25 protein-coding genes are annotated in these 25,307 nt (G+C 47.3%); 11 read left to right on the forward strand and 14 right to left on the reverse strand.

Annotation, left to right across the window (positions count from 1 at the left end):
• Nucleotides 1–28 precede the first annotated feature (28 nt).
• A complete protein-coding gene (locus ACO0KV_RS08805; RefSeq protein WP_423041911.1) occupies nucleotides 29–415 on the forward strand; it encodes a carboxymuconolactone decarboxylase family protein in 387 nt (128 codons plus the stop codon).
• A gap of 95 nt (nucleotides 416–510) precedes the next feature.
• Here the strand turns inward: ACO0KV_RS08805 and ACO0KV_RS08810 are convergent, their stop codons facing one another.
• The 4 genes from ACO0KV_RS08810 to ACO0KV_RS08825 form a co-directional block, all read right to left on the reverse strand.
• On the reverse strand, nucleotides 511–1,221 hold the full coding sequence (locus ACO0KV_RS08810) for a riboflavin synthase subunit alpha (RefSeq protein WP_423041913.1): 711 nt from the start codon (nucleotides 1,219–1,221) through the stop codon (nucleotides 511–513).
• Between the two features lie 101 nt (nucleotides 1,222–1,322).
• Nucleotides 1,323–3,227, reverse strand: coding sequence for a sensor histidine kinase (locus tag ACO0KV_RS08815; RefSeq protein WP_423041915.1), 1,905 nt, complete (start codon nucleotides 3,225–3,227; stop codon nucleotides 1,323–1,325).
• Nucleotides 3,228–3,273: 46 nt separating this feature from the next.
• Nucleotides 3,274–3,519, reverse strand: a complete 246-nt coding sequence (locus ACO0KV_RS08820; protein ID WP_423041917.1) for a hypothetical protein — start codon at nucleotides 3,517–3,519, stop codon at nucleotides 3,274–3,276.
• A gap of 165 nt (nucleotides 3,520–3,684) precedes the next feature.
• The gene (locus ACO0KV_RS08825; protein WP_423041919.1) at nucleotides 3,685–4,665 is read right to left on the reverse strand and encodes a LysR family transcriptional regulator; all 981 of its coding nucleotides are present in this window, start codon (nucleotides 4,663–4,665) and stop codon (nucleotides 3,685–3,687) included.
• A gap of 136 nt (nucleotides 4,666–4,801) precedes the next feature.
• Here ACO0KV_RS08825 and ACO0KV_RS08830 point away from each other — a divergent pair, with 136 nt between their 5' ends.
• Nucleotides 4,802–5,119: a hypothetical protein gene (locus tag ACO0KV_RS08830; RefSeq protein WP_423041921.1), complete on the forward strand. Its 318-nt coding sequence runs from the start codon at nucleotides 4,802–4,804 to the stop codon at nucleotides 5,117–5,119.
• 35 nt (nucleotides 5,120–5,154) lie between these two features.
• The gene (locus ACO0KV_RS08835) at nucleotides 5,155–5,526 is read left to right on the forward strand and encodes a DUF2798 domain-containing protein (protein ID WP_423041923.1); all 372 of its coding nucleotides are present in this window, start codon (nucleotides 5,155–5,157) and stop codon (nucleotides 5,524–5,526) included.
• Nucleotides 5,527–5,642: 116 nt separating this feature from the next.
• Here the strand turns inward: ACO0KV_RS08835 and ACO0KV_RS08840 are convergent, their stop codons facing one another.
• Nucleotides 5,643–7,493, reverse strand: a complete 1,851-nt coding sequence (locus tag ACO0KV_RS08840) for a phosphoenolpyruvate carboxykinase (GTP) (protein WP_423041925.1) — start codon at nucleotides 7,491–7,493, stop codon at nucleotides 5,643–5,645.
• A gap of 351 nt (nucleotides 7,494–7,844) precedes the next feature.
• On the opposite strand from ACO0KV_RS08840, the gene ACO0KV_RS08845 reads away from it, so the two are divergent.
• A complete protein-coding gene (locus tag ACO0KV_RS08845) occupies nucleotides 7,845–8,819 on the forward strand; it encodes a D-2-hydroxyacid dehydrogenase family protein (RefSeq protein ID WP_423041927.1) in 975 nt (324 codons plus the stop codon).
• A 36-nt stretch (nucleotides 8,820–8,855) separates the two neighbouring features.
• Here ACO0KV_RS08845 and ACO0KV_RS08850 read toward each other — a convergent pair whose 3' ends face one another.
• Nucleotides 8,856–9,407: a GNAT family N-acetyltransferase gene (locus tag ACO0KV_RS08850; protein ID WP_423041929.1), complete on the reverse strand. Its 552-nt coding sequence runs from the start codon at nucleotides 9,405–9,407 to the stop codon at nucleotides 8,856–8,858.
• A gap of 58 nt (nucleotides 9,408–9,465) precedes the next feature.
• Nucleotides 9,466–10,242, reverse strand: coding sequence for an L-asparaginase (locus tag ACO0KV_RS08855; protein WP_423041931.1), 777 nt, complete (start codon nucleotides 10,240–10,242; stop codon nucleotides 9,466–9,468).
• Between the two features lie 134 nt (nucleotides 10,243–10,376).
• Here ACO0KV_RS08855 and ACO0KV_RS08860 point away from each other — a divergent pair, with 134 nt between their 5' ends.
• Nucleotides 10,377–10,862, forward strand: a complete 486-nt coding sequence (locus ACO0KV_RS08860) for an asparaginase domain-containing protein (protein ID WP_423041933.1) — start codon at nucleotides 10,377–10,379, stop codon at nucleotides 10,860–10,862.
• 11 nt (nucleotides 10,863–10,873) lie between these two features.
• On the forward strand, nucleotides 10,874–11,368 hold the full coding sequence (locus ACO0KV_RS08865; protein WP_423041935.1) for a hypothetical protein: 495 nt from the start codon (nucleotides 10,874–10,876) through the stop codon (nucleotides 11,366–11,368).
• A gap of 95 nt (nucleotides 11,369–11,463) precedes the next feature.
• Here ACO0KV_RS08865 and alaC read toward each other — a convergent pair whose 3' ends face one another.
• Nucleotides 11,464–12,714, reverse strand: a complete 1,251-nt coding sequence (gene alaC / locus ACO0KV_RS08870) for an alanine transaminase (protein ID WP_423041937.1) — start codon at nucleotides 12,712–12,714, stop codon at nucleotides 11,464–11,466.
• Between the two features lie 256 nt (nucleotides 12,715–12,970).
• Here alaC and ACO0KV_RS08875 point away from each other — a divergent pair, with 256 nt between their 5' ends.
• A complete protein-coding gene (locus ACO0KV_RS08875) occupies nucleotides 12,971–13,843 on the forward strand; it encodes a Dyp-type peroxidase (RefSeq protein WP_423041939.1) in 873 nt (290 codons plus the stop codon).
• 28 nt (nucleotides 13,844–13,871) lie between these two features.
• Here the strand turns inward: ACO0KV_RS08875 and ACO0KV_RS08880 are convergent, their stop codons facing one another.
• On the reverse strand, nucleotides 13,872–15,014 hold the full coding sequence (locus ACO0KV_RS08880; protein WP_423041941.1) for a PepSY-associated TM helix domain-containing protein: 1,143 nt from the start codon (nucleotides 15,012–15,014) through the stop codon (nucleotides 13,872–13,874).
• 256 nt (nucleotides 15,015–15,270) lie between these two features.
• Nucleotides 15,271–17,160 (reverse strand): IucA/IucC family protein, encoded by a 1,890-nt coding sequence (locus ACO0KV_RS08885; RefSeq protein WP_423041943.1) that lies wholly within the window; start codon nucleotides 17,158–17,160, stop codon nucleotides 15,271–15,273.
• A 427-nt stretch (nucleotides 17,161–17,587) separates the two neighbouring features.
• Here ACO0KV_RS08885 and ACO0KV_RS08890 point away from each other — a divergent pair, with 427 nt between their 5' ends.
• Together ACO0KV_RS08890 and ACO0KV_RS08895 are read left to right on the forward strand one after the other, a co-directional pair.
• Entirely contained in the window at nucleotides 17,588–17,902 is a 315-nt protein-coding gene (locus ACO0KV_RS08890) for a metal-sensitive transcriptional regulator (protein ID WP_423041945.1), read from the forward strand.
• Between the two features lie 73 nt (nucleotides 17,903–17,975).
• Complete coding sequence (locus ACO0KV_RS08895; RefSeq protein ID WP_423041947.1) at nucleotides 17,976–18,797, forward strand: substrate-binding periplasmic protein; 822 nt, start codon at nucleotides 17,976–17,978, stop codon at nucleotides 18,795–18,797.
• Between the two features lie 55 nt (nucleotides 18,798–18,852).
• Here ACO0KV_RS08895 and ACO0KV_RS08900 read toward each other — a convergent pair whose 3' ends face one another.
• Both ACO0KV_RS08900 and ACO0KV_RS08905 read right to left on the reverse strand, forming a co-directional pair.
• Nucleotides 18,853–20,385, reverse strand: coding sequence for a DUF4080 domain-containing protein (locus ACO0KV_RS08900; protein ID WP_423041949.1), 1,533 nt, complete (start codon nucleotides 20,383–20,385; stop codon nucleotides 18,853–18,855).
• A 90-nt stretch (nucleotides 20,386–20,475) separates the two neighbouring features.
• Nucleotides 20,476–20,976, reverse strand: a complete 501-nt coding sequence (locus ACO0KV_RS08905) for a chemotaxis protein CheW (protein ID WP_423041951.1) — start codon at nucleotides 20,974–20,976, stop codon at nucleotides 20,476–20,478.
• 533 nt (nucleotides 20,977–21,509) lie between these two features.
• Here ACO0KV_RS08905 and ACO0KV_RS08910 point away from each other — a divergent pair.
• Both ACO0KV_RS08910 and ACO0KV_RS08915 read left to right on the forward strand, forming a co-directional pair.
• Nucleotides 21,510–21,824, forward strand: a complete 315-nt coding sequence (locus ACO0KV_RS08910) for a hypothetical protein (protein WP_423041953.1) — start codon at nucleotides 21,510–21,512, stop codon at nucleotides 21,822–21,824.
• A 343-nt stretch (nucleotides 21,825–22,167) separates the two neighbouring features.
• The gene (locus ACO0KV_RS08915) at nucleotides 22,168–22,383 is read left to right on the forward strand and encodes a SlyX family protein (RefSeq protein ID WP_423041955.1); all 216 of its coding nucleotides are present in this window, start codon (nucleotides 22,168–22,170) and stop codon (nucleotides 22,381–22,383) included.
• A gap of 54 nt (nucleotides 22,384–22,437) precedes the next feature.
• On the opposite strand, the gene ACO0KV_RS08920 is transcribed toward ACO0KV_RS08915, so the two are convergent.
• The gene (locus ACO0KV_RS08920; RefSeq protein WP_423041957.1) at nucleotides 22,438–23,283 is read right to left on the reverse strand and encodes an HDOD domain-containing protein; all 846 of its coding nucleotides are present in this window, start codon (nucleotides 23,281–23,283) and stop codon (nucleotides 22,438–22,440) included.
• Nucleotides 23,284–23,345: 62 nt separating this feature from the next.
• Nucleotides 23,346–25,016, reverse strand: coding sequence for a methyl-accepting chemotaxis protein (locus ACO0KV_RS08925; RefSeq protein WP_423041959.1), 1,671 nt, complete (start codon nucleotides 25,014–25,016; stop codon nucleotides 23,346–23,348).
• Nucleotides 25,017–25,307 lie beyond the last annotated feature (291 nt).

Here is a 25,307-nt window from a genome sequence, read left to right on the forward strand (position 1 = left end):
AATTAAAAATTTTATTAAAGTAAAACAAATGGACAAACAATTCGACGACGGTTTGCAGGTCAGGCAACAAGTGATGGGCAAGGCCTTTGTGGAAAAGGCATTCAGCAATGTTGATGCATTTACTGCACCCTTGCAGGAATTTGTCACGCGCAATGCGTGGGGTACTGTTTGGTGTCGGGGCGAGTTGGAATTAAAGACACGTAGCCTGATTACCATTTCGATGTTGACCGCTCTCGGTCGCTCACATGAAATTAAAGGTCATGTGCGTGGTGCGATCAATAATGGCGCCACGATGAAAGAAATACAGGAAGTATTACTGCATGCCAGTGTGTATTGCGGTATGCCGTTAGCAATTGACGCATTTCGCTCTGCGCATGAAGTTTTAATCGACATGGGTAAAGTCGCTGACGAATAAGATTCTGGCAGAGATTGTTCAGGTGATTGGTCGTACGGAGAGCAAAACAGGCGACGATGATAAGTCGCCGATATTGCTCAATAGTAAAAACGTTCTTAGTTTTTGCCTGCCGGATGGACAATCTGAAGCAAGTGATCTGTCGATATCCCCTGCTGTTTCAGCAATGTTTCTAGCGCTGGTACCAGTGGGCCTAAGGTCTCAGTGAGCATGTTGCGTACGGTATCAACGATAACTTGTGTCGAACGTTCAATTTCAATATTTAGCGTTGAACCAACGGTCTTTTGTGCGAACACCGTCATACGCAAGGTTTCTGGGATCAACCAGACCTCAAACCAGCTTTCTTCGCGATTTACTTCCGCAATCGTCAGACTCGCTCCATTAATCGCGATATAGCCTTTTGCAAAGATATAGCGCAACCATTCCGATGGTACGGCTATTCGGATAACGTAGTTGTTTTCTAATTCCCGAATTGCACCGATATGAGCAGTAAAGTCGACGTGACCAGACAGCGGATGGCCGCCAATTTCTGCACCATCCTTGGCGGCACGTTCAACGTTGATCGCACCATCTGTCCCATAACTACCTAACGTCGTGATATTGAGACTTTGCTGCATGACGTCGAAGTCTGCAGCATTTGAGCCATGTAACTGCGTGACGGTCAGACAAACACCATCGACAGCGACGCTGGCGCCGATTTCAAGATCATTGGCAAAACCATCAGGAAAGACGATATTAAATGTGCGTAGGCCTGGTTTGTCGCTGATCTCAGCGATACGGGCTACACCTTGTACGATGCCTGTGAACATAATTGAATAAGGTAATGATTGGTGATTAAGCGAGATTGCAATCGTGATTGTAAATCGAATTGACAAGATCGATACGGTAACAAAAAATGCAATGCGCCAGTTTAGCCTGCACGGGCAACTGTGCTCTGGGCGAGAACGCTTGGAACCAAAGGTAATTCGATCATAAAACTTGCACCTTCACCGGTATGACTGTTGCAATAAACAGCACCGCCTTGTGCTTCAATTAATTTTTTGACGATCGACAAACCAAGGCCGCTTGAATGTTCACCCGCAGTCGGTACCGCCGATAATTTTGAGAATTTAGTAAACAGCGATTGTTGATCCTTGATAGACAATCCAGGTCCCTGATCGCGTACCTCAAAACGGCCTTTTTTATCGATTTGGCTCACCGTCAGCCAGATAAATTTGCCAGCAGGTGAAAATTTAATCGCATTTGAAATCAAATTATCTAGTACCCGTGTCATCGCATTGGTATCTGCGCAGACCAGTACTTCTTCTTCACAATGAATGATGGCGGTCAGATCTTTGGCTTTGAGCATTTCTTCATATTGCAGTGAAATCTCGTTTAATAACTTACCAAGATTAACGGTATGTTTTTGTAGTTTTAAATCACCGCTTTCCATTGCATTCATATCGAGTAAGTTCGTGACGATATGCATCATCCGTTTACCATTGGCGTTGATACGACTCAGATAACTTTGTTGTTCTTCTTTGGGAATCCGGTGATACAAGTTAAGCAGTAGCTCGCTCATCCCGATCATACTTGTCAGTGGGCTTTTTAAGTCATGCACAGCGATACTTAGAAAATCATTTTTTTCTTTGTCTGATTTTTCTAGTTGTTGTATCAACTGCTGTAATTCAGCAGTACGTAATCTTACCTTGGCATCAAGCTCGTACCCTGTCCGTTGAGATAGTTTTAATAATTGTTTTTGGGTTTGATCATGCTCTTTCTGTAGCAAGCGGACTTTATACGCCTGCGCCAGCGCCAGAAAAATCACTTCTAGCGCTGATCCGATCTGAAAACCAAAATCAGTTAACCAGTTAGAGTCGAGCACACCGAGATTTCGTAAGGGGATTAATACGGTGCCGGAAAGCCAGACGGCTGATGCCAGTAACACGATATATCCCGGAGCATAGCCACGACGTGCAACCAGCAATGATACCGGCACATATAGACTTAGTTGAATCAAACCCAATAACTGTGCAATGGTGGCAACCTGCGGTTGATACCCAGCCAGCATACAAGTCACCATCACGACCGAACAAGCTTGCAACAGACGAAAAACGAGATTTGCCTTCGGTGTTCTGGACTTTAGTTTTAAAAAACTACACATGAACATCGACGAGCTCAATACAATCAGTTGTGGCGTTACTGCCGGCAAGATATCGACCAGCCACGGCCAGTCACGTGCCAGATACATCGCCACATGACCGTTGACGCTCATGCCTGCGATCAGGGTACTGATTGAAAGCAAAAAATAATGCCGAATCGATACATCACGGTCGCTCATCATGAGTAAGCCGTTGTAGACAATGATCGCCAGCATAATACCGTAATAGATACCCATTAAGCCCGATAGAAAGTTGGACTCTTCGGTAAAGCTCGTCTCGTTGAATAGATTCGCGCGGAAGAATAAGGCACTAGTAGTTTGTAAGCGGAAATAGAGCGTATGTACTTGCGTATCATCAAGATAAATCTGTAACAACGGATAGTGATGGCGAATTTCCTGACGATTAAACGCGATGTGGTCTCCGGCAAGGTGAATGTATGGTTCGCCGTGAGTGACCGTCTGATAGAGACGAATGTCATCAAGCATCGCAGGCGTCATCTCGATGAGCCAACGACGGGGTGTTGCGTCATCTGCCCTTTGCAAATTCATTTTCAGCCAATAGACAGAATGCGTGTAACCAGCGTTCAGGTTGCCATGCAAAGGTACAAACTGTTGTTGTAGTGTTGGCCGCATGAGTTCTTGCAGACTGCGTTTGCCTGAGACATCTTCAAACATCTCAAATTGAGACTGAAGTGAAATATTCTTCGTCTCTTGTTTTAGCTCAAGAGTAGTCGCCTGCGCTGTCATTGCTTCTAGCAAGAAAAATGACAAACTCAGGAGGCAGAAGAGCCAACGCCGCAACAATAAAAATGACATTTTTTGTAGAAATGAGAACGAAGACAGCCTGATGAAAGGCAAAAGTATGACAAAAAAGCCTGCCACAACATTGTCTCAATGCGATATTGCCATCCTGCTCGTTTGGTGCTTGTAACCACAGCCGCGTCTGACATGGTAAATGTTTAGCCATAACAATCACTATCTCATAATTGTTATAAAATGTTAAATCTTGAATGAGAGATTATCAATATTCTTTTTTAGAGGCAACAAGCGGATTATAAATATTTGTAACAACCTGATACGTTACGACACAAATGGGGCTTGCGTCGTTGGGACCCTCGGTCAATCTGGTGAGTTAATTCTCATGCCCTAGTTCTGCATCACGCTCTAATTCTGGTACTAAATTAGAATGTGTCATATTCATCAGATTGTCGCGCAGCCATAGATGTGCAGGATTACGACTGTCACGCTCATGCCACAACATGTCGACATGCACTTCTGGCGTGTCAAAGGGTAATTCTTTCCATACCAGTGCTTCGGTCATGCCGGTGGCTGAAATCAGGTGGCGTGGCAGCACGGTGAGCAGATCGGAATGGGCAACGACTCGTCCGGCGGTAAAAAACTGGTTGATGGTGAGCAAAATACGTCGTTCGCGTCCCATTTTCTCCAAGACTTCATCGATCAGACCGTGAGCACGGCCAGAAAAGCTCACCAGTAAATGGTTCGCCGCACAATAATCGTCCAGAGTTAGCTTTGAATGTGCAAGTGGATGACCCTGGCGCATGACGCAGACGTAATGCCCAGAATATAAGCGTTCGTGCCGAATTGCACTGTTACCCGCTGCCTGTCCACCAGATAATTGTGCCACCACACCCGGGAAAAACCCCACTGCAATATCAATATCACCACGCAATAGCATCGGTCTTGGTTCGCGGGTGGTCAGAGGCACCATTCTGACGTTAATTCCCGGAGCCTCTTTTTGAATGGCCCCTACCAGTGTCGGCATCCACAGCGCTGCTGTGGCATCCGCCATGGCCATGCGAAACGTCATCTGGGCTTTAGAGACATCAAAATTACCCGGCGCCATGGCTGTTTCGAGCTTTGAGAGTGCCTCACGAATGGTCGGCCACAGCAATTCTGCACGTGGTGTCGGTTTAACGCCGTAGGCCGTCCGTATCAATAACTCATCATCGAGTGAATAGCGTAATCGCTTTAAGGCATTCGACACTGCCGGCTGCGTCATCGCCAGCTTATCTGCGGCACGCGTCAGATTTTGTTCCACCATGACTGCGTCAAATACCCGTAATAAATTGAGATCCAGTGTCAAAAAATTCATATTACTTGTCCCCGTTTATATTATTAAAAGCAATTATTCACAAACGATATATTAATTATAGGAAATAGAAATTAGAAGTATATGTTGCGATGCAATAAAATGCACACATCAGACAAAATATATCGTAGAGATCATCATGAGCTTCCTTACAATTGCATTCCCCGCTACTAGCGCTATCCCAATGGCTGAAGTTGCGATCAGTTCCATCATGGCTTCCGTCCGCCCGCTGCTTGGTTTAGGCTTGTTCGCCTCCATGTTCGTCGTATTTAAGCCGCTGTTATCCGGTATTGCCCAAGCGTTAAAGCTTGTTGTTGCACCAAAGAAAACACGCGAAGAAAAAACAGCGCTGCGTCATTTGCGTAATTCTTTAGCAATTCACCATATCGCCAATGATTTGGACCGTAGTTCACCAAACATGGCCGCCGAATTGCGCGCACTGGCATCACGCGGCTAATTGAGCAAGTCATTATTCTAGAACAGGATTTTGCAATGCAGCATTTGCCAGTGTACAGTGATAAACCATCTTCTGCGCAACGCGCAACGAAATATCACAAAGCGCCCTCTTTGCTGGCAGGCTCGCGCAGTCTTACTTCAATGTTGCCAAGCCTAATTAGTACAGGTGTTATTACGCTGGTGGTAAGCGCTATTTTGCGCCTGATCTGGATTGGTTTTAACAACGATTTTTTCGCTGCATGGATGGAAGCATGGCTCACCACCTGGCCCATCGCTTTCCCGCTGGTATACATCAGCAAACCTTTGTTCCGGATGGCAACAAAAACAAACAGTACCCGGAAACCTCACACTACCATCAATAACAGCCTGGCGAGACGTGCTCCACCACATGCACCGCATTTCCGTTGAGTGTGACATTTTCGCTGAATCAAATAAAAAACCGCGCTCTGTGAGACGCGGTTTTTTTATAGGTGGAAAAAAGCGCGACGAAGTCGCGCCTTTGTCAGGATGCACCTAAATGATCATCAGGCCAGCAGACGTTTTTCCAGTGCGACGCGGGTCGCTTCCAGTTCTTGTGGCAGGTGATAGGCGAGTTTTTCGAATAACTCGGTATGCAGTGCCAGTTCAGCCTGCCATGCAGCTTTATCGATGGAAGTGATGGTATTGAATTGTTCTTGCGTGAAATTCAGACCATCCCAGTTCAGATCGCCAAAGGTTGGTGTCAAACCAAACACGTTTTCAACGCCATTGGCAGAACCTTCAATGCGCTCCAGCATCCATTTCAGCACGCGCATGTTGTCACCAAAACCTGGCCAGACGAATTTACCATTTTCATCGGTGCGGAACCAGTTCACGCAGTAGATTGCTGGCAGCTTTGCACCCATGGATTCAATCTTTTTACCCATGTCCAACCAATGCTGGAAGTAGTCACTCATGTTGTAACCCATGAATGGCAACATCGCGAACGGATCACGGCGGACCACACCTTGCTGACCCACAGCGGCAGCAGTCGTTTCCGAACCCATGGTTGCGGCCATGTAGACGCCTTCTATCCAGTTACGTGCTTCTGTCACCAGTGGTACGGTCGTTGAACGGCGGCCACCGAAGATGAATGCAGAAATAGGTACGCCAGCTGGATCATCCCATGCCGCGTCGATCACCGGGTTTTGCGTTGCTGCGACCGTGAAGCGTGCGTTTGGATGCGCGGCTTTACGACCTGTTTCTTTGGCGATTTCTGGTGTCCAGTCTTTACCTTGCCAGTCGATCAGATGTGCTGGCGCTTCTTTGCTCATGCCTTCCCACCAGACATCGCCATCGTCAGTCAAACCAACGTTAGTGAAAATCGTGTTTGCTGTCAGTGAAGACATGCAATTGGAGTTGGTTGCTGCGTTGGTGCCTGGCGCCACGCCAAAATAACCTGCTTCCGGATTGATTGCATACAAGCGACCATCTGCACCGGGTTTGATCCAAGCGATATCGTCACCAATGGTGGTTACTTTCCAGCCTTTGATGGCAGGAATGAGCATCGCAAAGTTGGTTTTGCCGCATGCAGATGGGAATGCCGCGGCAACGTAGTGTTTTTTGCCTTCTGGAGATTCAACGCCAAGAATGAGCATATGTTCAGCCAGCCAACCCTGATCGCGACCCATCGTGGACGCAATGCGTAGCGCAAAGCATTTTTTACCGAGCAACGCGTTACCGCCGTAGCCGGAACCAAAGGACCAGATCTCACGGCTTTCTGGATAATGCACGATGTATTTGGTGCTGTTGCATGGCCATGCCACGTCAGCCTGACCTGCTGCCAGCGGTGCGCCAACAGTGTGTACGCAAGGAACAAAGTCACCGTCAGTGCCCAGAACATCGTACACGGCTTTGCCCATGCGGGTCATGATGCGCATATTGACTGCAACGTAAGGCGAATCCGACAATTCAACGCCGATATGCGCGATTGGAGAACCTAATGGACCCATCGAGAATGGCACGACGTACATCGTACGACCTTGCATGCAGCCATCAAACAATGGATTTAAGGTGGCGCGCATTTCTGCAGGGGCCATCCAGTTGTTGGTTGGACCTGCATCTTCTTTCTTTTCAGAGCAGATATACGTACGGTCTTCAACGCGGGCAACGTCGCTAGGATCGGAACAAGCGAGATAGCTGTTCGGACGTTTGGCTTCGTTGAGTTTTTTCATGGTACCGGCAGCGACCATCTGAGCGCACAAACGGTCGTATTCTTCTTGCGAGCCGTCGCACCAGACGATATTTGCTGGTTTGGTCAAGGCCGCAATGTCTGCGATCCAATTGATCAGTTTCTGATGTTTCACGTAAGCGGGTGCGTTTACTGCAGCCACGCCTTGCATGATAGGTTGATTCATACTGCCTCCAATGCCATTTCAATAAAAAACCGGTGTAGCGGCACGGCAGGATCGTCGTTCTTATGTTGCAGGATTGCGAGCACTGGGGAGAATTTCCCGGCTCGAGCAAGGCGTACACCATCGCGGCGGTTCTGTCGGATAATAGGACATCAGGATGATAATCCCGATTCCAACTAGCGTCTGCCATTTGATGTAAGGGCGGCAAACGGAAGAATCAAAAAGCTACTTAAACGATAATTGTACACGCGAGTCGTGATTACGGCTAACTTTGCATCAAAATTATTAACATAGTAATACTAATTATGAAAGTGAAACAGTTTCATCTGTTCACTTGGGCCGAGGAAAATTTTCATGAAAATTGCAATTTTGGACGACTACCAGGATGTAGTGCGGCAACTGGACTGTTTCGAACTACTGAAAGACCATGAGGTCAAAGTGTTCAATAACCGCGCTATTGGCGTCGGTCAATTGGCAATTCGACTGGCGCAATTTGATGCATTGGTATTGATCCGCGAACGAACTCGTATGACACGGCAGTTGTTGAAGCGTTTGCCGAACTTAAAACTGATTTCACAGACCGGAAAAGTTGCAGGCAATATTGATATCGAAACGACAAATGAAATGGGTATCGCAATTGCTGAGGGCGTTGGTGACCCGACCGCACCCGCTGAATTGACTTGGGCGCTGATCATGGCCGCATCGCGTCGCTTAACCAACTACGCCAGCTTATTACAACAAGGAACCTGGCAAGCGTCGTCTATTCGTCCGCAGCATAATCAGTTGGGTCGTATTCTCAAAAAACGTACTCTTGGCATCTGGGGCTACGGAAAAATCGGCAAACTCGTGGCCAGCTATGGCAAAGCCTTTGGGATGCAAGTGGTGGTCTGGGGACGGCCAGCAAGTCTGGCGCAGGCGGTAGCGGATGGCTATCAGGCGGCTGACTCAAAAGAAGCATTCTTTGCAGAAGCAGATGTTATCTCCATGCATCTACGCTTAAATGACGCTACACGCGGCATAGTCTTACAAACGGATCTGGAACGCATGAAACCGGACGCGCTATTCGTCAACACTAGCCGTGCTGAATTGGTCGAGCCAGACGCATTGCTCAAGGCCCTTGATGGCGGACGCCCCGGTTTTGCTGCAATCGATGTCTTTGAGTCTGAGCCTGTCGCGCCAGATCATCCGCTGCTTCGACGTGAAAACGTCCTGGCGACGCCGCATCTAGGCTATGTGGAAAAAGACAGTTACGAGTTGTATTTCTCGGTCGCTTTTCAGAATATCCTCGACTTTGCGCAAGGCACACCAAAAAATAGGTTGGGAAGCTGACGCCGCCGCGGCATGCTAATGTGGATAAGTCGCTACCTATCCACACCCCAACATTACATCGTTGGCATAGGCCTGATCGCCCAGCATAAAATCCACGCTGGCTGTTTTAATATAGCCAAGGCGTGAATAAAACGCCTTGGCGTGATGATTCTGGGCGTTGACCTTGAGCCACAATACGCTGTCATCGTGTTCACGTGCCCAATTCTGGGCAGCCTCAATCAACTCCCGCCCGACACCTTGACCAATGAAATGCGCCTGCACATACAGCGTAGCTAATTCAATGGCTTTGGTATTCCCACCGGTATCCCCAACGGCCTCCTCACCGATATATGCCGATGCGCTGTTGATCACTGCAAAGCCTAATAAATGATCTTCATGTTCCGCCACGATCACATGCTGCTTGGTGTCGGCTAACAAGCCCACAAATTTTGCGGGCGTTAGTTCAGACAGCACATACGAGGCAATCAGGTCGGATACACCTGACCACGCATAGGTATGCAGCCATACTTGTAAGGCTAGAACGGCAAGTCGTTGTGCATCATGCGAGCCTGCCGAGCGTAAATGATAGCGTTGGAGATTGGCAGTCATCGTTATCCTGACTTGTCTTTAATAAATTCTTTGTCTGCAAAACAAGCAAATAGCGCAATCAAAGTTCCAGTGGCAAGGACCACGCATTCGGAATGACGTCGTGCCTCACCACAGCACGTTGCTGGTAATGAAGGGCGCGGCTTTCTGGGCTCCAGGTTTGCTCCCAGCCTGGTGGATAACTTAGCTCGATATCCACAGGTACGGTCTGACGCTGGCGCACACCGATGACGGGTAGATGCAACGATAACGGATTCCCGGGACTATCGGCTCCCAGACTATAAGCATAATCCGGCAATAACTTATCGCACACCGCAGCGAACCACGCGGTATGGTCTTCATCTTTGCCTAAAGCCTGCGCTAGACCGGCCGGATCAAATTGCGCCAAGGCGCGGATTAATTCCTCAGCACTGGCACCTGGGGCGTCACCCCATCCCATGACGGGATTAAAGTTATAGTCAGCACCGGAGCCGTACCAGCCCTCGCGACACGGCCGCGCCATCCAGTTGCGCGCGCCTGTGAATAACTGCCAGCGCCAATGCAAGCCGGAAGGTTTAGGCCAGCTGTATAAGTACAGTTTTTGATAACCAGCGGCATGTAAAGCGCGTACCATCGCCATGAGACGGGCATGTGGCATACGCTCGGGCGGATGTCGGCGGAACAAAATCGGTTCACCATCGGCGTGTTGGACTTCATCTGTGGATAAGTTCAGATCAATGACTCGCTTCTCATCGCCAAACCGTGCTGCGACCCACCCTGTCAGTAAATTGACAGACGTCAGGACGCCATAGCCGCGATGACGATGAAAAATAACAGTTCCTGGGGCGATGACTTTCATGTTGTGGTTTCTGCGACAGTCAAGATGTTGCTGACGAGCTAGTGTTTATACGTAACGCGGTAGTGTAGCAGTTTTCAGGAGCACTATAGCCGCGCTACAATGAGCCAATTCCAACATCAACATATAACCAGATCATGACACTGCGCATCCTCGCTACCGGCGGCACGTTTGATAAGCATTACAACGAAATCCAGGGCAAACTGAGTTTTTCTGAAAGTCATCTGCCAGAAGTCATTCAACGCGCGCGTTTGACCGTGCCAGTTGAGCTCGAAGTGTGCATGTTAATGGATTCATTAGACATGGACGATAACCATCGTCAGACTATTTTAGAGGCATGCCAACGTTCGCCTGAAAAAGCGATCGTGATCATTCATGGTACAGATACGATGCGTGAAACAGCCGAAGTGTTAGGTGCCGCCAATCTTGGTAAAACGGTAGTATTCACAGGGGCAATGATTCCTTACGATATCGCTAACTCAGACGCATTTTTTAATCTTGGTTTTGCTTGTGCTGCCGCACAATTATTGCCAGCAGGTGTGCATGTAGCGATGAACGGTAAAATATTCCCATGGGATGACGTTCAAAAGAATCGGAGTGCCGGTGTCTTTGTGAACAAATAAGGATAACCACAATGAGATTGCTGCTCGCTACTCTCCTGCTGAGTTTTTCCACGCTGGTTTTTGCAGCAGAAACCCGCTTTGATTCGATATATTTTTTTCAGTCGGAACAAACGCTACAGGCCAAAGGGATTACGATTGATAATCTCGGGCGTTATTCACGCAAGTTACAGTCAGCGATTTACCGCTCACTCAAAAATGCAAAGGTGCCGCCAAGTTCTGGTTATCTGGTTATCGCGATGCGTGCTGACGGCGTCGTCACTTCGTGGTTAGACATGAAACCGGCGATCCACGAGTTTTACGACAATCAGATTTACGATATCGTCCAAAAACTACCGGTGATTGATGTACAGAGTGGCGTCTTTGTATTTGCCATCAAGATGTCGATTGATACGCCTGTCTTTACCAAAAAAGCGGTGCCAGAGCCCGCCGATTGGGTCGAAGCCAAGAAAAAAATCAGCAATCCTAATGATGTTGAACAACTGGTGTTGTCGATCTGGCCTGAGTAACCAGGTAATGTCATCGGGAAACGTGTTTTAAATGAATGTGAAATGTGGAGGATTAGTACATCCATTGTCCGCCACATTTCCATCATCTTGAAAAACTACACAATCCCGTCCTCTTTGAACATCGTCTTCAAGCCCCGCAATGCCTGCCGGATACGGGCCTCGTTTTCGATGAGCGCAAAGCGGACATACTCGTCACCATATTCACCAAATCCAATTCCTGGTGAAACGCAGAGTTTGGCTTTTTCCAACACTTGCTTTGCAAATTCTAGTGATCCCAAGTGGCGATAGCGTTCGGGAATATGTGCCCAGATGTACATCGACGCTTTCGGTTTTTCGACCATCCAGCCCAGCTCGTGTAAGCCTTTGACCAGTACATCGCGACGGGACTGATATGTATCGCGGATCTGGTGAACGCAGCTTTGATCCCCTTCCAGTGCAGCAATCGCAGCGACTTGTACAGGCGTAAAGCTGCCGTAATCGTGATAGCTTTTGATGCGGGCTAAGGCTGCGACTAATTCTTTATTGCCGACCATAAAACCGATTCGCCAGCCCGCCATATTGTAGCTCTTGGACATGGTGAAAAATTCAACGGCAACATCTCTTGCACCTTCGACTTGCATGATCGATGGCGCTTTCCAACCGTCGTACACAATGTCGGCGTAGGCCAGATCATGGACCACCAGAATTTTATGTTCTTTTGCCAGCTTCACAACACGCTCAAAGAAATCCAATTCAACACATTGCGCTGTGGGATTGGATGGAAAGCCAAAAATCATCATCTTTGGCTTTGGATAGGTTTCACGTATCGCCCGCTCTAATTCTGCAAAAAAATCCACACCTGGACTCATGCGAATCGAGCGAATATCAGCGCCAGCAATCACCGCGCCATAGATGTGAATCGGATAGCTGGGATTGGGTACTAATACGGTGTCGCCTTTATCTAACGTGGCCAGCATCAGATGTGCCAGACCTTCTTTGGAACCGATGGTGACGATGGCTTCGCTATCGGGATTAATATCGACAGCGTAGCGGTCTTTATACCAGCGTGCGATAGCGCGCCGCAAGCGAGGAATCCCTTTTGAAGCGGAGTAGCCATGGGTGTCCGGACGCTGTGCAACTTCAACTAATTTATCCACAATGTGCTTTGGTGTCGCCCCATCGGGGTTACCCATCGACATGTCGATGATGTCTTCACCGCGACGGCGTGCCGCCATCTTTAGCTCGGCAGTAATATTGAAAACGTAAGGGGGAAGGCGATTGATACGAGCGAAGGAAAAGTCAGGTTTGGACACAGTATTGTCCTCACCTGCTAAACCCCGGCCCGGCGGAGTTAATGTCGTGGTCATGATTAAATTGTCTCAAAACGTTACGCCCGGAACCGTCCGAGCGACGCATCCATGCCATGAATGGCAGGGATAACTTGATTGTAAGCCGCAAACTTTGATCGAGACAAGACATTTATTCGATAACAGAAAAATAGAAAAAGAGTGAACATTGAGTATGGTTAGTGATAACGTTAAACCTCATCCTGCGCTATGCTATCGGCGCGATAAAAATTCACGCGCTATCTGTTTCATACTATGTGAGTTCAAGGAGAGTTATATGTCACATCACCAACAAGGGATTTTGCAAGCATTGCCAGCCCACGCTACGTATTTGCATTTTGAATTGGCCGCGCAAGCAGATCGCACCGCAGTGCAAGCAGCCTTGCAGCGCGTGCAAGGCTTGATTGATGGTGAACGCATTGTGTTAGGCGTCGGTGCAAGTTTAGCGACGTTTTTAGGACTCCACATCGACGGCTTACGCGATTTTACTGGAATCGTTGAGAGCAAAGTGGCGCTTCCCTCAACACCCGCCGCAGTATGGTTGTGGCTGCGCGAAGCCGAACGTGGCGCGCTGGTACAGCAACAGCGAATGGTTCAGCAAGCCTTAGCGCCCGTCTTTTTATTACAGCAGCAAGTCGATGCCTTTAAGTACGCCGATGGCCGTGATCTGAGTGGATACGAAGATGGTACTGAGAACCCACAAGACGCGCATGCATTGGCTGTTGCCATCAATGCCGACGATGGAAGCTTTGTTGCGATTCAACAGTGGCAGCACCATTTCGACAAGCTTGCCCAGATGTCGCGTGACGAGCAGGACAATATGATAGGTCGTCGTCAATCCGATAACGAAGAACTCGATGATGCTCCCGTTTCTGCGCATGTAAAGCGGACGGCGCAAGAAGACTTTGAACCGGAAGCCTTTGTTGTACGTCGCTCGATGCCATGGTCAGCAGGCGCCGAGGCTGGGTTTTATTTTGTCGCCTTCGCGACCTCGTTTCTGGCATTTGAAGCGCAATTACGTCGCATGTCCGGCGCTGAAGATGGCATCACTGATGCCTTGTTCCAATTCACTCAGCCAATCACGGGCGCCTACTTCTGGTGTCCTCCAATGAATGGCACACAGTTGTCTTTAGATTGGCTACCGTCCTGATATGTGCAACTGAGCACTAAGCGTTGAGTTAGCGGCGCCTTAACCAGATCAGGGTGCCGCTGACAGCGAAAAGTATCGGGAGTAAGCCAACGATACTAAGGATAATTTTTCCTATCGTGCCGAATAGCTCGCCGTTATGTAGCGGGAAAAAGTAGCTGTAAAAAAGTGCTTCTCCTTGTGTTTTCAAGGGATCCCGGGTGTTGACGACAACACCGTGATCCGCGTCAATACTCACCTTGGTCGCACCGCTACCTTTTCTTAATTCTCCTGGCTGGTGTAAGCGTACTTCATAGTTGCTATCAGACCCACGCGGAAGACTAATCCTGCCCACATAAGCGAGTGGAAACTGTTGTTTCGCCAGAGCGATAATTTGGTCTAGGTTCAGTTGTACGGCCGCTGCATTTTCGTTGGTGATGGGTGCCGACGTTGTTATATGTGTGTTTTTTACCAGGACAGCGACGAAGGGGGAGGCGACTGTCGATATCCACTCTGGTTGATTAAAATAAACGCCCGTGATGGCGAACATCAAAAATACCGGCGCCGCATAAAATCCTGTTGCTCTGTGCAAGCGATAGTTAAATCGTTTCCAAGAGCCCTGATAGGAAACAGTGAGTGCCTGCCATACGGCTTTCTTTCGCCATACCGGCCACCAGAGATAAATCCCACTGAGCGCCATGATCGCTAGCACTACACCATTGAACGTGACCATTAATTTACCGTTATTACCGCTCAGTAGTTGACGGTGCAATGATAAGACGGTGGGGATAAACAATGCACGTGATAAACCTATTTGACCCGAGATCCGTTCGCCAAGTACTTCGCCGCTATATGGATTGAGCATGACCTGACGGGTTGGCGATTTTCCACTGCGGTACCAAGCAATCACGACTTCATCGTCGTGAATCGGTAACTCGAGCATCGATGGCTCGCCGTACTTTTTATCCTGCTCTAAGTGTGTCAGAAGCAAGGATAATGGTAGTCGGTTACGATTGCCCGGCATATCAGACCTCGGTACCACGACACGCAGCAGATCCGGATTTAACATCGCATCCAATTCATACTTCCACATGATAACTGCACCAGACAGACCCTGAATAATCAAGAAAAATGCGAATGGTAAGGCAAGCCACAAATGAATACGGCGTAACAATTGATATTGAAAGGCAGGCATAAACGAGTCGTAAATAAAAAGTACCTGCAACGCGGAGAGTAACTACAGGCACTAATAACAAAAAATTCGGGAGCATAATCTGAGCAAAAATTACCGCAAATACTCATACTAATCGAGTTAGTATTCTGCCAGATAAACGTGACGGTCAACACGTTACCATGTTGTGCCTGGATTGAAAACGTAAAACCAATACAGTCAGTCGCTAACACCAGAATCACGAATAACCACGGCCGCGTACTGATCGGCGGTATGTTGTTCACGTTTTATACGCAGAAAACATGGACAAGGGGTTTGGCATCGTTAAACAGATATCATCCATGACATTGTAGAGGCGCATACGTAGCAAGGATTTGACCGGCCATTTGTGATGCAGAATGGCAGTGCGCTCTTCTTCCCATCGCTGTGGATTGCAACGATAGCGTAATTGGTCAAAAAGTTGTTCACAGGTTTGCTGCAAAATGCGCCAGTAAATATCTTCGGGCTGTTGATAAGATTTCGCCAGTAGAATGCCGAGTTCTGCTAAATGACATAGCATTGTCGTATGTAAGAATTTTTCCCGGACGGTCTCTGGCTTGTCACATACAATAGGACCAGACAGGTAATTGTTCAGTGGTAGTCCGCACGCTTCAAAGGTGGGGGAGAATATTCGTATATCACCAAAATCACGTAGCAACAAGCGCTCCGCTTTGCCATTCTGCGCGAATAAAACCAGACTATTTTGTTGGTGCGCTTCAAACGCGATACCGTAGATGAGATAAGCACTCAGACTGGCTTGTAATATGGTTTTCGCATAGTCATTGAAATAGTTGATAGCTCCGATGTGGTGATCACCGTAAGCACTGGCTACGAGCTCGGTGACGAATGCTCTGCCACTGATCGGCGAGTCGGCAAACAGCGCGCCAACTGGCACCGGTAATAGCCCTGACTGGCAGCGGGTCATCGGATTTTCGCGGAAGAGCACAGATAAATAATGTCCTCGGTCTCCGTCGTTATTCAGATCGATGTAATGCAGACCAACATCTTCGGCCAGAATATCGAGCGTGTTGTTAAAACCATTTTCTAAAGCGATGATGTCATGTAGCAAAGCGCTTACCCTTGGCCCCATGATTGTCGCTTTGGGAGAGACATTTCTTTGCGCACTTGTGAGTTGTATTGAAACGGGTAATTTGATATGGGCAGCAATCGGATTATGAATACTCGCTAAGGTTCTGAACGACATCGTAGGCGTTGTGATTAATCGCGGAAAATCATCGCTGATCAACAGTGAACCAGCTTCTATTTCGGCAGCAAATTTTTGCGGTAACACCCGTTTTACTTGGTACGGATGGATTGGTAATGGCAACCATGCATTCGGATCTTCACCTCGCGCGATCAAGGCGTCTGACCAGTGTGCCATTTCTTCAGGAAACTGCGCGGCTACCCAATTGGGGTAGTTGAAATCGTTATGGATACTCGATATCAGCGCGGTATTTGCTTTAAGGGCCCCTAACAGTAACTCCAGTTGAGGCTGGAATTCGGGGGAATAGGAAAGAACCTCCTCCTCGTTTAAACCTGGTTTGCTTTTGTGGCACGGATGAAATGGGTGACCAATACATCCCCATTGTTCGAAAAATAAGACGGCGTTATCAGCGATCGCACCTCTGGACTGCACCATGACCGACCACAAATCTCTCTGACTAGTTTCGACAACATGCTGATGCAACAGACGTCCCCATTGCGCGCGATACTGGTGACATGCGATGTCATTAATGATGCTGTTCGCTATATCATCGTACAGTCGTTGTAAATTCTCTGATGCGATTGCGTTATCGTCGGACAGAACTGCACTGAGCAAATCATTGGCATCGCTGATCACGCTTGGCTTTTGTGTCCCTTGGTGTAATGCGATGTCACCGTCAATAGTGCAGTGTCCGGCACGTCCTAAGTGCAAGCCTTCGATGCGCAGCATCTTTTTTTTACCCCACAATGGTAACCAGCTGGTAGGGCCGTCATTGATGATGTCCATACGGTTCAGAAAGCCTTCTCTTAGTAAAGCTTGTACAACCCGATGCAGGCTTCTGCCCTGAGCTGATTCGCTATTGAGGAGCAGACATTCATCAGGTGTCTGATAACGTTGACCGGCTGTTAAATTGAGAATTGCATGCATAGATAACCTTTTCAAAAACACGATATCGGTTCATTGCAAATAACCATGTTTCGCAATGAACTACTGACTTTGTGATGTAGCGAGATAGACAAATTTTTTCGTGGTGAAAGCGCGATTGATAAGGCGAGTGATGGTCGATGACACGGGTGCTACGAGATTCGCATAGAGTCCAACACAAGATTGACAAAGGGATAGTTCACGGGCTACTGGAACGAGCGGTCTTGGCGGTTTGCATTGTTTGCTCCCTTTCTTTACGAGCCTACGGGGTGAGCACGCAAGGTGTCAAAAAAAAAGTTTGTCCAAATGTTGCAATTAGAAATAGAGTACTTGGCAGCCTAATGTGATCGCGAGTATTCTCTATGCATACTCAGTAGAGTATGATCTTCAGTGTCGAACCCTCTTTAAAACAACGCTTAGGAGAATAAACATGGCCGATACTCCCCCACTAAAAATCGTTCAGGGAACAGCGCTGAGTGACGTGCAGAAAAAAGATTTGTTACATAGACTTGCTAGAATTGAGGGTCAACTACGTGGCGTGCAAAAACTGATTGCAAAAGCAGAATCCCCAGCCGATTGCGACGGCATTGCGCAACAAATGTCGGCCGCGCGTAAAGCGCTTGATCGTTCCTTTGTCACCTTGCTCACCCATTCCCTCATCACACATACCGAAAAAGCGGCGACACCAGAGGAGTCTTTAGAAAGCAGTCGTCGTGTTGCCGCCTTGCTTGAAAAATTCGCGTAACGATAGAGATGAGAAAAGCGAGAGAAAAAACGATGGCAAGTCGGTCTGAATTGGATAAAGTAAAGAGATGTGTATGACAGCAATAATGAAGCATCGATGGCAAGTTTTTTTACGGCAAAGTAGGCGTTACTTGTTGATCTTCGTTTGTTTGATTTCCCTGGCGGATATCGTTGCCGCAGAACCTGACAAAGTTGTTTTACTTATGAGAGAACAACGAAATGAGAGTGGCGATATTATTCCAATACGTGAGAATGTACGTCACGTGTTGAGTTATCTTGAGCAGCAAGTACATATTCAGTTTGAAATCCACCGTTATCCATTGCCGCGCATTTTAGTTAATGTAAAAAATGGCGAAGGAATTGTCTTTGGACTATCAAAAAACAGTGAACGTCTTGCACAGTACGTCTTCTCTGAACCTGTCTACGCTAATACTGTGTGGTTGGTCAAACGGGGTGATGACCGCTCTACGTTTGATACGCTGAATGACCTCAAAGGTAAAACGATTGGCATTGAACGCGGAGTTAGTTACGGTGACGAGTTTGATAAGCAAAGTAAAGTCTTGTTTAAAGTCGAGGAAGACACTAATTCGTATTCTTCACGCGTAAAAAAACTGATGGGCAAGCGGATGGATATGATGTTGGTAAGTACCTATCTGTCACAGCCTGCTGATGTTGATTTCTACTTGCGCCAGATGGTACGCAGCGATGACACAACGGATGAGAAAACGATGCAGACGGGTTTCTCTGTCTTAAAAAAGCCGCTCATGAAAGACGACTTGCATTTTGCCACTGCGCCTGGCGATAGCGAAAAGTGGATTGTTAAATTGAACCGAGCAATTATTGCTGGCAAAAAATCAGGCGAAATCAGCCGTCTACTTAATGCTCCGATGAAGTAAAACTTGCTTGCAGTAACTAGCCCTCATGGCCAATGACGGCAAGCAGGTAATGATGTTATGCAGCCAGATGACGGCTTTGTCTTTGCGGCGTTGCCTTCGCTACAGGGGTGACGATGTCAGCCGCGATACTATTTCTTTCGCCGCCTTGTTTATGTTTCACATGACCTGCGTAATCGCTCGACACGAATGCTAAAACAGTTTCCTTGCTCAACCCACGCTCTTCCTGCAGCCACCTTGATACTAGCCCAGCAAGGCGATCCAGCGCGATTCTGTGCGTTGCATCGGTGTTGGCGTAAGTCCAGTCAGAAAATGCCATAAAGTTCTCAAATGGTGTTTCTCCGAGCATGACCGGCAGGGTATTAGCGAATCGTCCTGAATTAGCCACCATATCCCAATAACGCGCAAACCGCACCAGTCTTTGCATCTCCGCAAAAGGCACATCCTTGTTTGCCAGAATGGTGTACGGTGGCATCGGATCAAATGCCAACTGATACGCTTCTGTGTGGCGGATAATTGGTGTGCCACGTAAGCGTTTCAAAATACCAAACTGAATTTCGTGCGGACCGAGTGCGACTAGTTTATTAAAACCCGCCGCAAAACTTTCCATCGTCTCACCGGGTAAGCCTGCAATCAGATCAACGTGTAAATGGGCATGCGAATGTTCACACAACCAGCGGATATTTTCAGCCGCTTTATCATTATTTTGTTTGCGGCTGATCAGTGCTTGTACTTCCGGATTAAAGCTCTGAATACCGATTTCAAATTGCAATGTACCGTCAGGGAATTTTTGTATGCCTTCTTTTAACGCATCAGGTAAATGATCCGGTACGACTTCAAAGTGCGCAAATACGGGGTCGTCTGGTGCGGCCGCCAATTTATCCAGAAAAAACTGCATGATCTTTAAGCTGGTTTTGATATTCAGATTAAAAGTGCGATCGACGAATTTGAATAAGCGCGCGCCGCGCTGATATAGACTTTCCATTTCAAGCAGGAAAGTATCGATATCAAAAGGCCAGGCGGTTTTATCGAGTGCCGATAAACAGAATTCACATTTGAATGGACAGCCGCGGGACGCTTCGACATACAGCGTGCGATGACGGATATCCTGGTCGCTGTATAACGTGTACGGCAGTTTGATCTCGCTCATTGGGGGCTGTTGTCCTGCGTGTACTTTCATCAATGGTTTTGGACCATGAATGAGTTGCTGACACAAGGCAGGAAACGTGACATCGCCCCATCCTGTAATCACGTAATCGGCTAAGCGGATAATTTCCTGATCATTCGTTTCATGCGATACCTCAGGCCCACCGAGCACAACGACAATATCAGGTGCAACACGTTTTAAGATCGCAACGACCTGGGTGATTTCGACGACGTTCCAGATGTAGACACCAAAGCCCACGATCAGTGGTTGGTCTGGTTGGCGATAAGCAAGAATCTTTTCAACGATATCGGTGCTCCGGGCACCGATCACAAACTCATGAATTTGGGTCTCGTTTTGCAGATCCCCCATATTGGCGAGCAAATAGCGTAAGCCCAGAGAGGCGTGGGCGTAACGGGCATTGAGGGTAGTCAGCAGGATAGTCATGGCACGGCACAAAAGCGAAGGATGGCGTATTGTACCGCGCCAGCAACCTGTTCTACAGACTTAAGCCACTCAAATCACTGTCATGCTTGCCTAATTTACATGCGCCAGCTGTAAGCCCATGTCGTCTGAAGACATCAATTTCTCTATATCCATCAGGATTAACATACGTTCGTCAAGCGGTGCCAGGCCAATTAAAAAGCTGGCGTCGATGTTGGAGCCAATCTCTGGCGTTGGTTTGATCTGATTTTGTTCTAAGGTAATCACGTCAGAAACACTATCCACCACGATACCGATGGTTTGCCCTGAGACATTAAGAATAACGACAACGGTAAAGTCGTCATAGACGGCGTTACCCAGCTCAAACTTCATGCGTAAATCGATGATAGGTACAATCACGCCACGTAAGTTCATCACACCCTTCATGAAGTCCGGGGCATTAGCGATACGTGTCACTGCCTCGTAGCCGCGTAACTCTTGTACCCGCTGAATGTCGATTCCGTATTCTTCTTTACCTAAGGTAAAAGACAGAAATTCCAAGGGTGGCTGATTGCTGCTTACCGCATCAGTATGGATACTATTACCGTTTGACATGTTGACATTCCTCCTTAGGGCGCACATTAATCCAATATACGCGGTGGTCAGTTTGATTGTTGGATTCGGGATTTACCGGGTGTTTTCATTGGGCGATACCAAAACGCTCCGCAAACAGAATGCACTTCATAGTAGTTCAACGGGATTTTAATTTCCAGCACAAACGTTCTTATTGCCCTAAAGAACAAAATATTTCACAAAAAATGCGCTTAAAAGTGACAACAATATGTATTTTGTAGTAGCTGGCGTCCTTAAAAACTAGTCTACAAACGCGATGGGTTCATGACCAATTTTCTGCTCAACTGATCGCGTATTTTTTTACGTTGTTAGTGTGGACTAGCCTCGGCACAGCACCAGTTTACTTACCTACGGGGATTGACTTGGCCTATTTTTCGTTAGCGTTCTAGTACTGCTTTAACCCCTGTTTTTTTTGCTTCATCCCCCCAATTTTGCAGTTCGTCGCATCTTGGTAGCAGCTTGACCGCTGAGTGTCTACAGTGGAGACATCAACCAACCACAACAGGAGAAACAACATGAAAACATCAATCAAAAACAGCGCTCTTTTCGCAACCGCATTGGTCGCTGGCGTGTTTGCTGTCGGCAATGCATTCACTGAGCATTTCACTACAAACAATAACGTCGCAAGTGCAATTCCTACCGTCGTTATTACTGCGCAGCGGATGAATGAAGAGCAAAAAATCGCATTTGATGCAGAGGAGTTTCGTATGCAAACAGTCGTGATTAGCGCCAGACATTTAACTATGCAAGAAAAAATGACAATGGACCGTGATGAACAGGATAACGCACAGCGTCTTGCCGCTGCAACCAATCACCGTACTTCCATTTGATTGGTACGGTGATGACAGTAATGAGGAAAAAGACGATAGTTTTGTTCATGGATTCAACGATCTGGCCCCCGATTTTGGGGATGATTCGACGCTCAGATAAGGTTCAGGCTCAGGTTCAGCCAACGACATCGAATGATCAAAGCAAAAATAGTTGTTTGCCTATGTCGGTATCGCCGCTATTTTTGGTTTGATTATTCGCTACGCTAGCCATCATCACTGATGGACTGTTTTTCTTATCCCCGTTGATGGTTGCCGATATCGTCGATCCTACACAGGAGCGAATACGTGCATCTGCGGCTAGGCGGCTATGGCATACTACGGATCCATTTGATGAAAGTAGCTTATGATGCATATCGAAGAACGTCTGGTTGATCTTGAAATACGCTTATCGCGGCAGGATGATTTGGTTGAAACCCTGAACACACAAGTGTATCGGCAGCAAAAGAAAATAGATGACTTGGAAGCATTATTGACAGCAATGGCTGCCAGAATGCGTGAACTAGCTATCACTGCAAGCCAGCGCAATACCGTGGTCGATGAAAGACCGCCGCATTATTAAATGCACACAACATAGGCCAATGTGGTTTATGTCGCTATGTTCTTTAACCCGTTTTTAGTGGGTTAGACTTGCAATGAGCGAATGTAAATCATCGGTTGACTCATCGAGAATATGACGTAGGGTTGAGTCTTTAACCGTAAAATCAAGTTCTGCTGCTTGCTCAATGGCACTTTCTTCTCGGTGGTCTAATGGTGATACGACATCGGCCAGTTCGTTGGCGAGAAATAAGGTGTCGTCGAGTGATTCCGGAGGCAGTGTTGGTGTCCCGTACCGCAGACTTTCAATGGCGCTGACGACGCGCTTCGGAACGAGTAATTGCCGGAGCACTGCGCGACAAAGACAAATATCATAGTCTCCATCGAGCGCATCAGCGGTCTCACACGGCGTATAGTCTAACAACGACGGCAATTCTTCGGCACGAGAAAGAAGATAAAATCCCCCCACCTCGTGCACTACGCCTGCAAATAACGCCGTTTCCGGATCAATGTTGCTGACATGTCTTGCCAGTAAATGAGCCATCGCCGCAACATGTGCGCAATGCTGCCATAGTTGCTCCATTCGTTCTTTGATTTGCGTGTTTTTGACCGCTTGATGTAGTTGTTTTATGGCTACGGCGATGACAACTGAACGCAACGTATTAAAACCGAGGATCCTAATAGCAGTACGAACATTGGTGATGCCTCCTCCAAATCGACTATAAGCAATCGAATTGGCAATGCCAATTACCCGCGTCGCCACTAGCGGGTCTTGCATGACGAGTGTGGCGGCTGTTTCGATGCCACACTCTGGGTCATTCAGCGCTTCTTGTATTTTCAGTGTCGCGTGAACATTCGTTGGAAAAGTTAGCTCTCCTACCTTTGCCTCCGCGACAATCTTTTTTAATGCTTCCAATTTATTCATAGTTTTAGCTTGGTGTAGCTGCAGCGCGTTGGTGCGTTATTGTTAATACAGCCACTGCAAAATTAACGATCGTGAAGACCTAGGGCTTTGATTAATTTTCCTTTGGTTTCAGCCAATACACTGGTGTCTGTTCTTGCCTCGACTTTGCGTATTGTGCTTCCTCGGTTTATTGTGACCTGACTGCCTTGCGTCCCTAATTTAAAGGCGGAAACAGCATGTGCGAGATTTGCTGCTTGTTCTTCCATACTTTCTGCGGCTGCAGCTGCTTGTTCAACGAGTGCCGCATTTTGTTGTGTCATCTCATCCATCTGGGTAATGGCGCGATTAACTTCTTCAATGCCTGTACTTTGTTCCTGACCTGCGGCAGTAATCTCAGACATAATATTTGCCACATGTTTAACAGACGTGACAATCTCGTTCATCGTTTTACCGGCGGCGTCAACCAGTCTACTTCCGCTATCTACTTTTTCAACGGAGTCGCCAATGAGGATTTTGATTTCTTTCGCAGCGCTTGCACTCCGTTGGGCTAGGTTTCGGACTTCCGATGCTACTACCGCAAAACCACGCCCCTGTTCGCCTGCTCGCGCTGCTTCAACGGCTGCGTTTAGGGCCAGAATATTTGTTTGAAAGGCGATGCCATCAATGACGCTGATGATGTCAACAATTTTACGTGAGCTCTCTTTAATTGAATTCATGGTGTCGACGACCTTACCGACCTCTCCTCCACCTTGAACCGCAAAGTTGGACGCAGACGTTACCAGATCGTTAGCCTGACGAGCGTTATCGGCGTTATGCCGCACAGTAGCAGTAATTTGTTCCATTGAACTGGCCGTTTCTTCCAAGGCCCCTGCCTGTGTTTCTGTGCGCGATGATAAATCCGCATTCCCGGTGGATATTTCACTCGATGCAATGGCAATGGCATCAGTACCTTGTCGCACTTCACTGACGATGTTAAACAAGTTGTCGCTCATCTCTTTAAGTGCATTTAACAACTCACTGATTTCGTCATTGCCATCAGCAGCGTCACGTTGAGATAATTCGCCAGCAGCCACCCGTTTTGCAATTTGTACTGCATCATCAAGTGGCTTAGTAATACTGCGTGTCAGAATAATAGAGAAGCCGACACCTGCGAGGAGAACGATGACACCAATTGCTGTCAGTGCTCCAATCAGTTTGTTCGCGCTACTTTCGGCATTACTTCTCAGATCCATCGATGCCGTATCTTGGAGATCGACGAGTTTATTGATTTCAAGCAAAGCTTTTTGTTGCAATGGATCAATTTGTGTTGCGATGAGTTTGACGGCTTCTTCGCCATTAAACGCGAGCAGCAATTTAATGGCTTCTTTGGTTGGTGTGTCTACTTGCTGATCATAGCCTGCGACGGTATCGAGAATTTTTTTCTCACCGTCGTTGAGGCCTGATGCCACTAGTTTGTCGCGTGCTTCGTTAAACCGTTCACGTTGTTTTTTGATAATTATTTTTTGTTTTTCTATCTCGCCGAGATCTGTTTGTAGGCCAATATTTCTAATCGCCAATCCCCCTTCTAACATGCTGCTTTTCATTGCAGCTGCTAACGCGGTTTTATTCTGAGAAAGTTCGATGCCTTTCATCATGGTCTGACGATTGCTGGCATTGAAGACGCTACTGACAATTAAAATCAGAACAAAAGAAATCAAAATGACGCCAAAGCCAATAGCGAGACGCGTTCCTATGCGAAGTTGACGAAAATTCATTACGACCCCTTAACTATGAGTTAATTTTTTTGTTAAACAGCATCGCTTACATCATTAATTTTGCTAGATTTGGTAGCAGGAAAAATGACGAGAAAGCGTGGCATGCCATTTGGGAACTGCAGATGACGTTCGTGAAAATGTAAGCTCAACAATGAGAAAAAGAACCAAATTGTGATAGACATCATAGTCACGTCAACATGCCATGAGAACGTATCGGCGTCTGTTGAAATTCAGACCCGATATGTCTTCCATACTATGCCAAAACTTACATGATGCAAAGCCTGTTTTGTT

This window comes from Undibacterium sp. RuRC25W (assembly GCF_049339825.1).
Lineage (GTDB): Bacteria > Pseudomonadota > Gammaproteobacteria > Burkholderiales > Burkholderiaceae_D > Undibacterium.

Bases quoted from the DNA above. Each gene is read 5' to 3' on its own strand.
- ACO0KV_RS08830 (WP_423041921.1), top strand. From the start codon at position 4,802: ATGAGCTTCCTTACAATTGCATTCCCCGCTACTAGCGCTATCCCAATG.
- ACO0KV_RS08920 (WP_423041957.1), bottom strand. From the start codon at position 23,283: ATGAATAAATTGGAAGCATTAAAAAAGATTGTCGCGGAGGCAAAGGTA.
- ACO0KV_RS08880 (WP_423041941.1), bottom strand. From the start codon at position 15,014: ATGCCTGCCTTTCAATATCAATTGTTACGCCGTATTCATTTGTGGCTT.
- ACO0KV_RS08840 (WP_423041925.1), bottom strand. From the start codon at position 7,493: ATGAATCAACCTATCATGCAAGGCGTGGCTGCAGTAAACGCACCCGCT.
- ACO0KV_RS08865 (WP_423041935.1), top strand. From the start codon at position 10,874: ATGAGATTGCTGCTCGCTACTCTCCTGCTGAGTTTTTCCACGCTGGTT.
- alaC (WP_423041937.1), bottom strand. From the start codon at position 12,714: ATGACCACGACATTAACTCCGCCGGGCCGGGGTTTAGCAGGTGAGGAC.
- ACO0KV_RS08855 (WP_423041931.1), bottom strand. From the start codon at position 10,242: ATGAAAGTCATCGCCCCAGGAACTGTTATTTTTCATCGTCATCGCGGC.
- ACO0KV_RS08900 (WP_423041949.1), bottom strand. From the start codon at position 20,385: ATGACTATCCTGCTGACTACCCTCAATGCCCGTTACGCCCACGCCTCT.
- ACO0KV_RS08820 (WP_423041917.1), bottom strand. From the start codon at position 3,519: ATGGCTAAACATTTACCATGTCAGACGCGGCTGTGGTTACAAGCACCA.
- ACO0KV_RS08860 (WP_423041933.1), top strand. From the start codon at position 10,377: ATGACACTGCGCATCCTCGCTACCGGCGGCACGTTTGATAAGCATTAC.
- ACO0KV_RS08845 (WP_423041927.1), top strand. From the start codon at position 7,845: ATGAAAATTGCAATTTTGGACGACTACCAGGATGTAGTGCGGCAACTG.
- ACO0KV_RS08805 (WP_423041911.1), top strand. From the start codon at position 29: ATGGACAAACAATTCGACGACGGTTTGCAGGTCAGGCAACAAGTGATG.
- ACO0KV_RS08890 (WP_423041945.1), top strand. From the start codon at position 17,588: ATGGCCGATACTCCCCCACTAAAAATCGTTCAGGGAACAGCGCTGAGT.
- ACO0KV_RS08825 (WP_423041919.1), bottom strand. From the start codon at position 4,665: ATGAATTTTTTGACACTGGATCTCAATTTATTACGGGTATTTGACGCA.
- ACO0KV_RS08815 (WP_423041915.1), bottom strand. From the start codon at position 3,227: ATGTTTGAAGATGTCTCAGGCAAACGCAGTCTGCAAGAACTCATGCGG.
- ACO0KV_RS08910 (WP_423041953.1), top strand. From the start codon at position 21,510: ATGAAAACATCAATCAAAAACAGCGCTCTTTTCGCAACCGCATTGGTC.
- ACO0KV_RS08850 (WP_423041929.1), bottom strand. From the start codon at position 9,407: ATGACTGCCAATCTCCAACGCTATCATTTACGCTCGGCAGGCTCGCAT.
- ACO0KV_RS08895 (WP_423041947.1), top strand. From the start codon at position 17,976: ATGACAGCAATAATGAAGCATCGATGGCAAGTTTTTTTACGGCAAAGT.
- ACO0KV_RS08810 (WP_423041913.1), bottom strand. From the start codon at position 1,221: ATGTTCACAGGCATCGTACAAGGTGTAGCCCGTATCGCTGAGATCAGC.
- ACO0KV_RS08925 (WP_423041959.1), bottom strand. From the start codon at position 25,016: ATGAATTTTCGTCAACTTCGCATAGGAACGCGTCTCGCTATTGGCTTT.
- ACO0KV_RS08835 (WP_423041923.1), top strand. From the start codon at position 5,155: ATGCAGCATTTGCCAGTGTACAGTGATAAACCATCTTCTGCGCAACGC.
- ACO0KV_RS08875 (WP_423041939.1), top strand. From the start codon at position 12,971: ATGTCACATCACCAACAAGGGATTTTGCAAGCATTGCCAGCCCACGCT.
- ACO0KV_RS08885 (WP_423041943.1), bottom strand. From the start codon at position 17,160: ATGCATGCAATTCTCAATTTAACAGCCGGTCAACGTTATCAGACACCT.
- ACO0KV_RS08915 (WP_423041955.1), top strand. From the start codon at position 22,168: ATGATGCATATCGAAGAACGTCTGGTTGATCTTGAAATACGCTTATCG.
- ACO0KV_RS08905 (WP_423041951.1), bottom strand. From the start codon at position 20,976: ATGTCAAACGGTAATAGTATCCATACTGATGCGGTAAGCAGCAATCAG.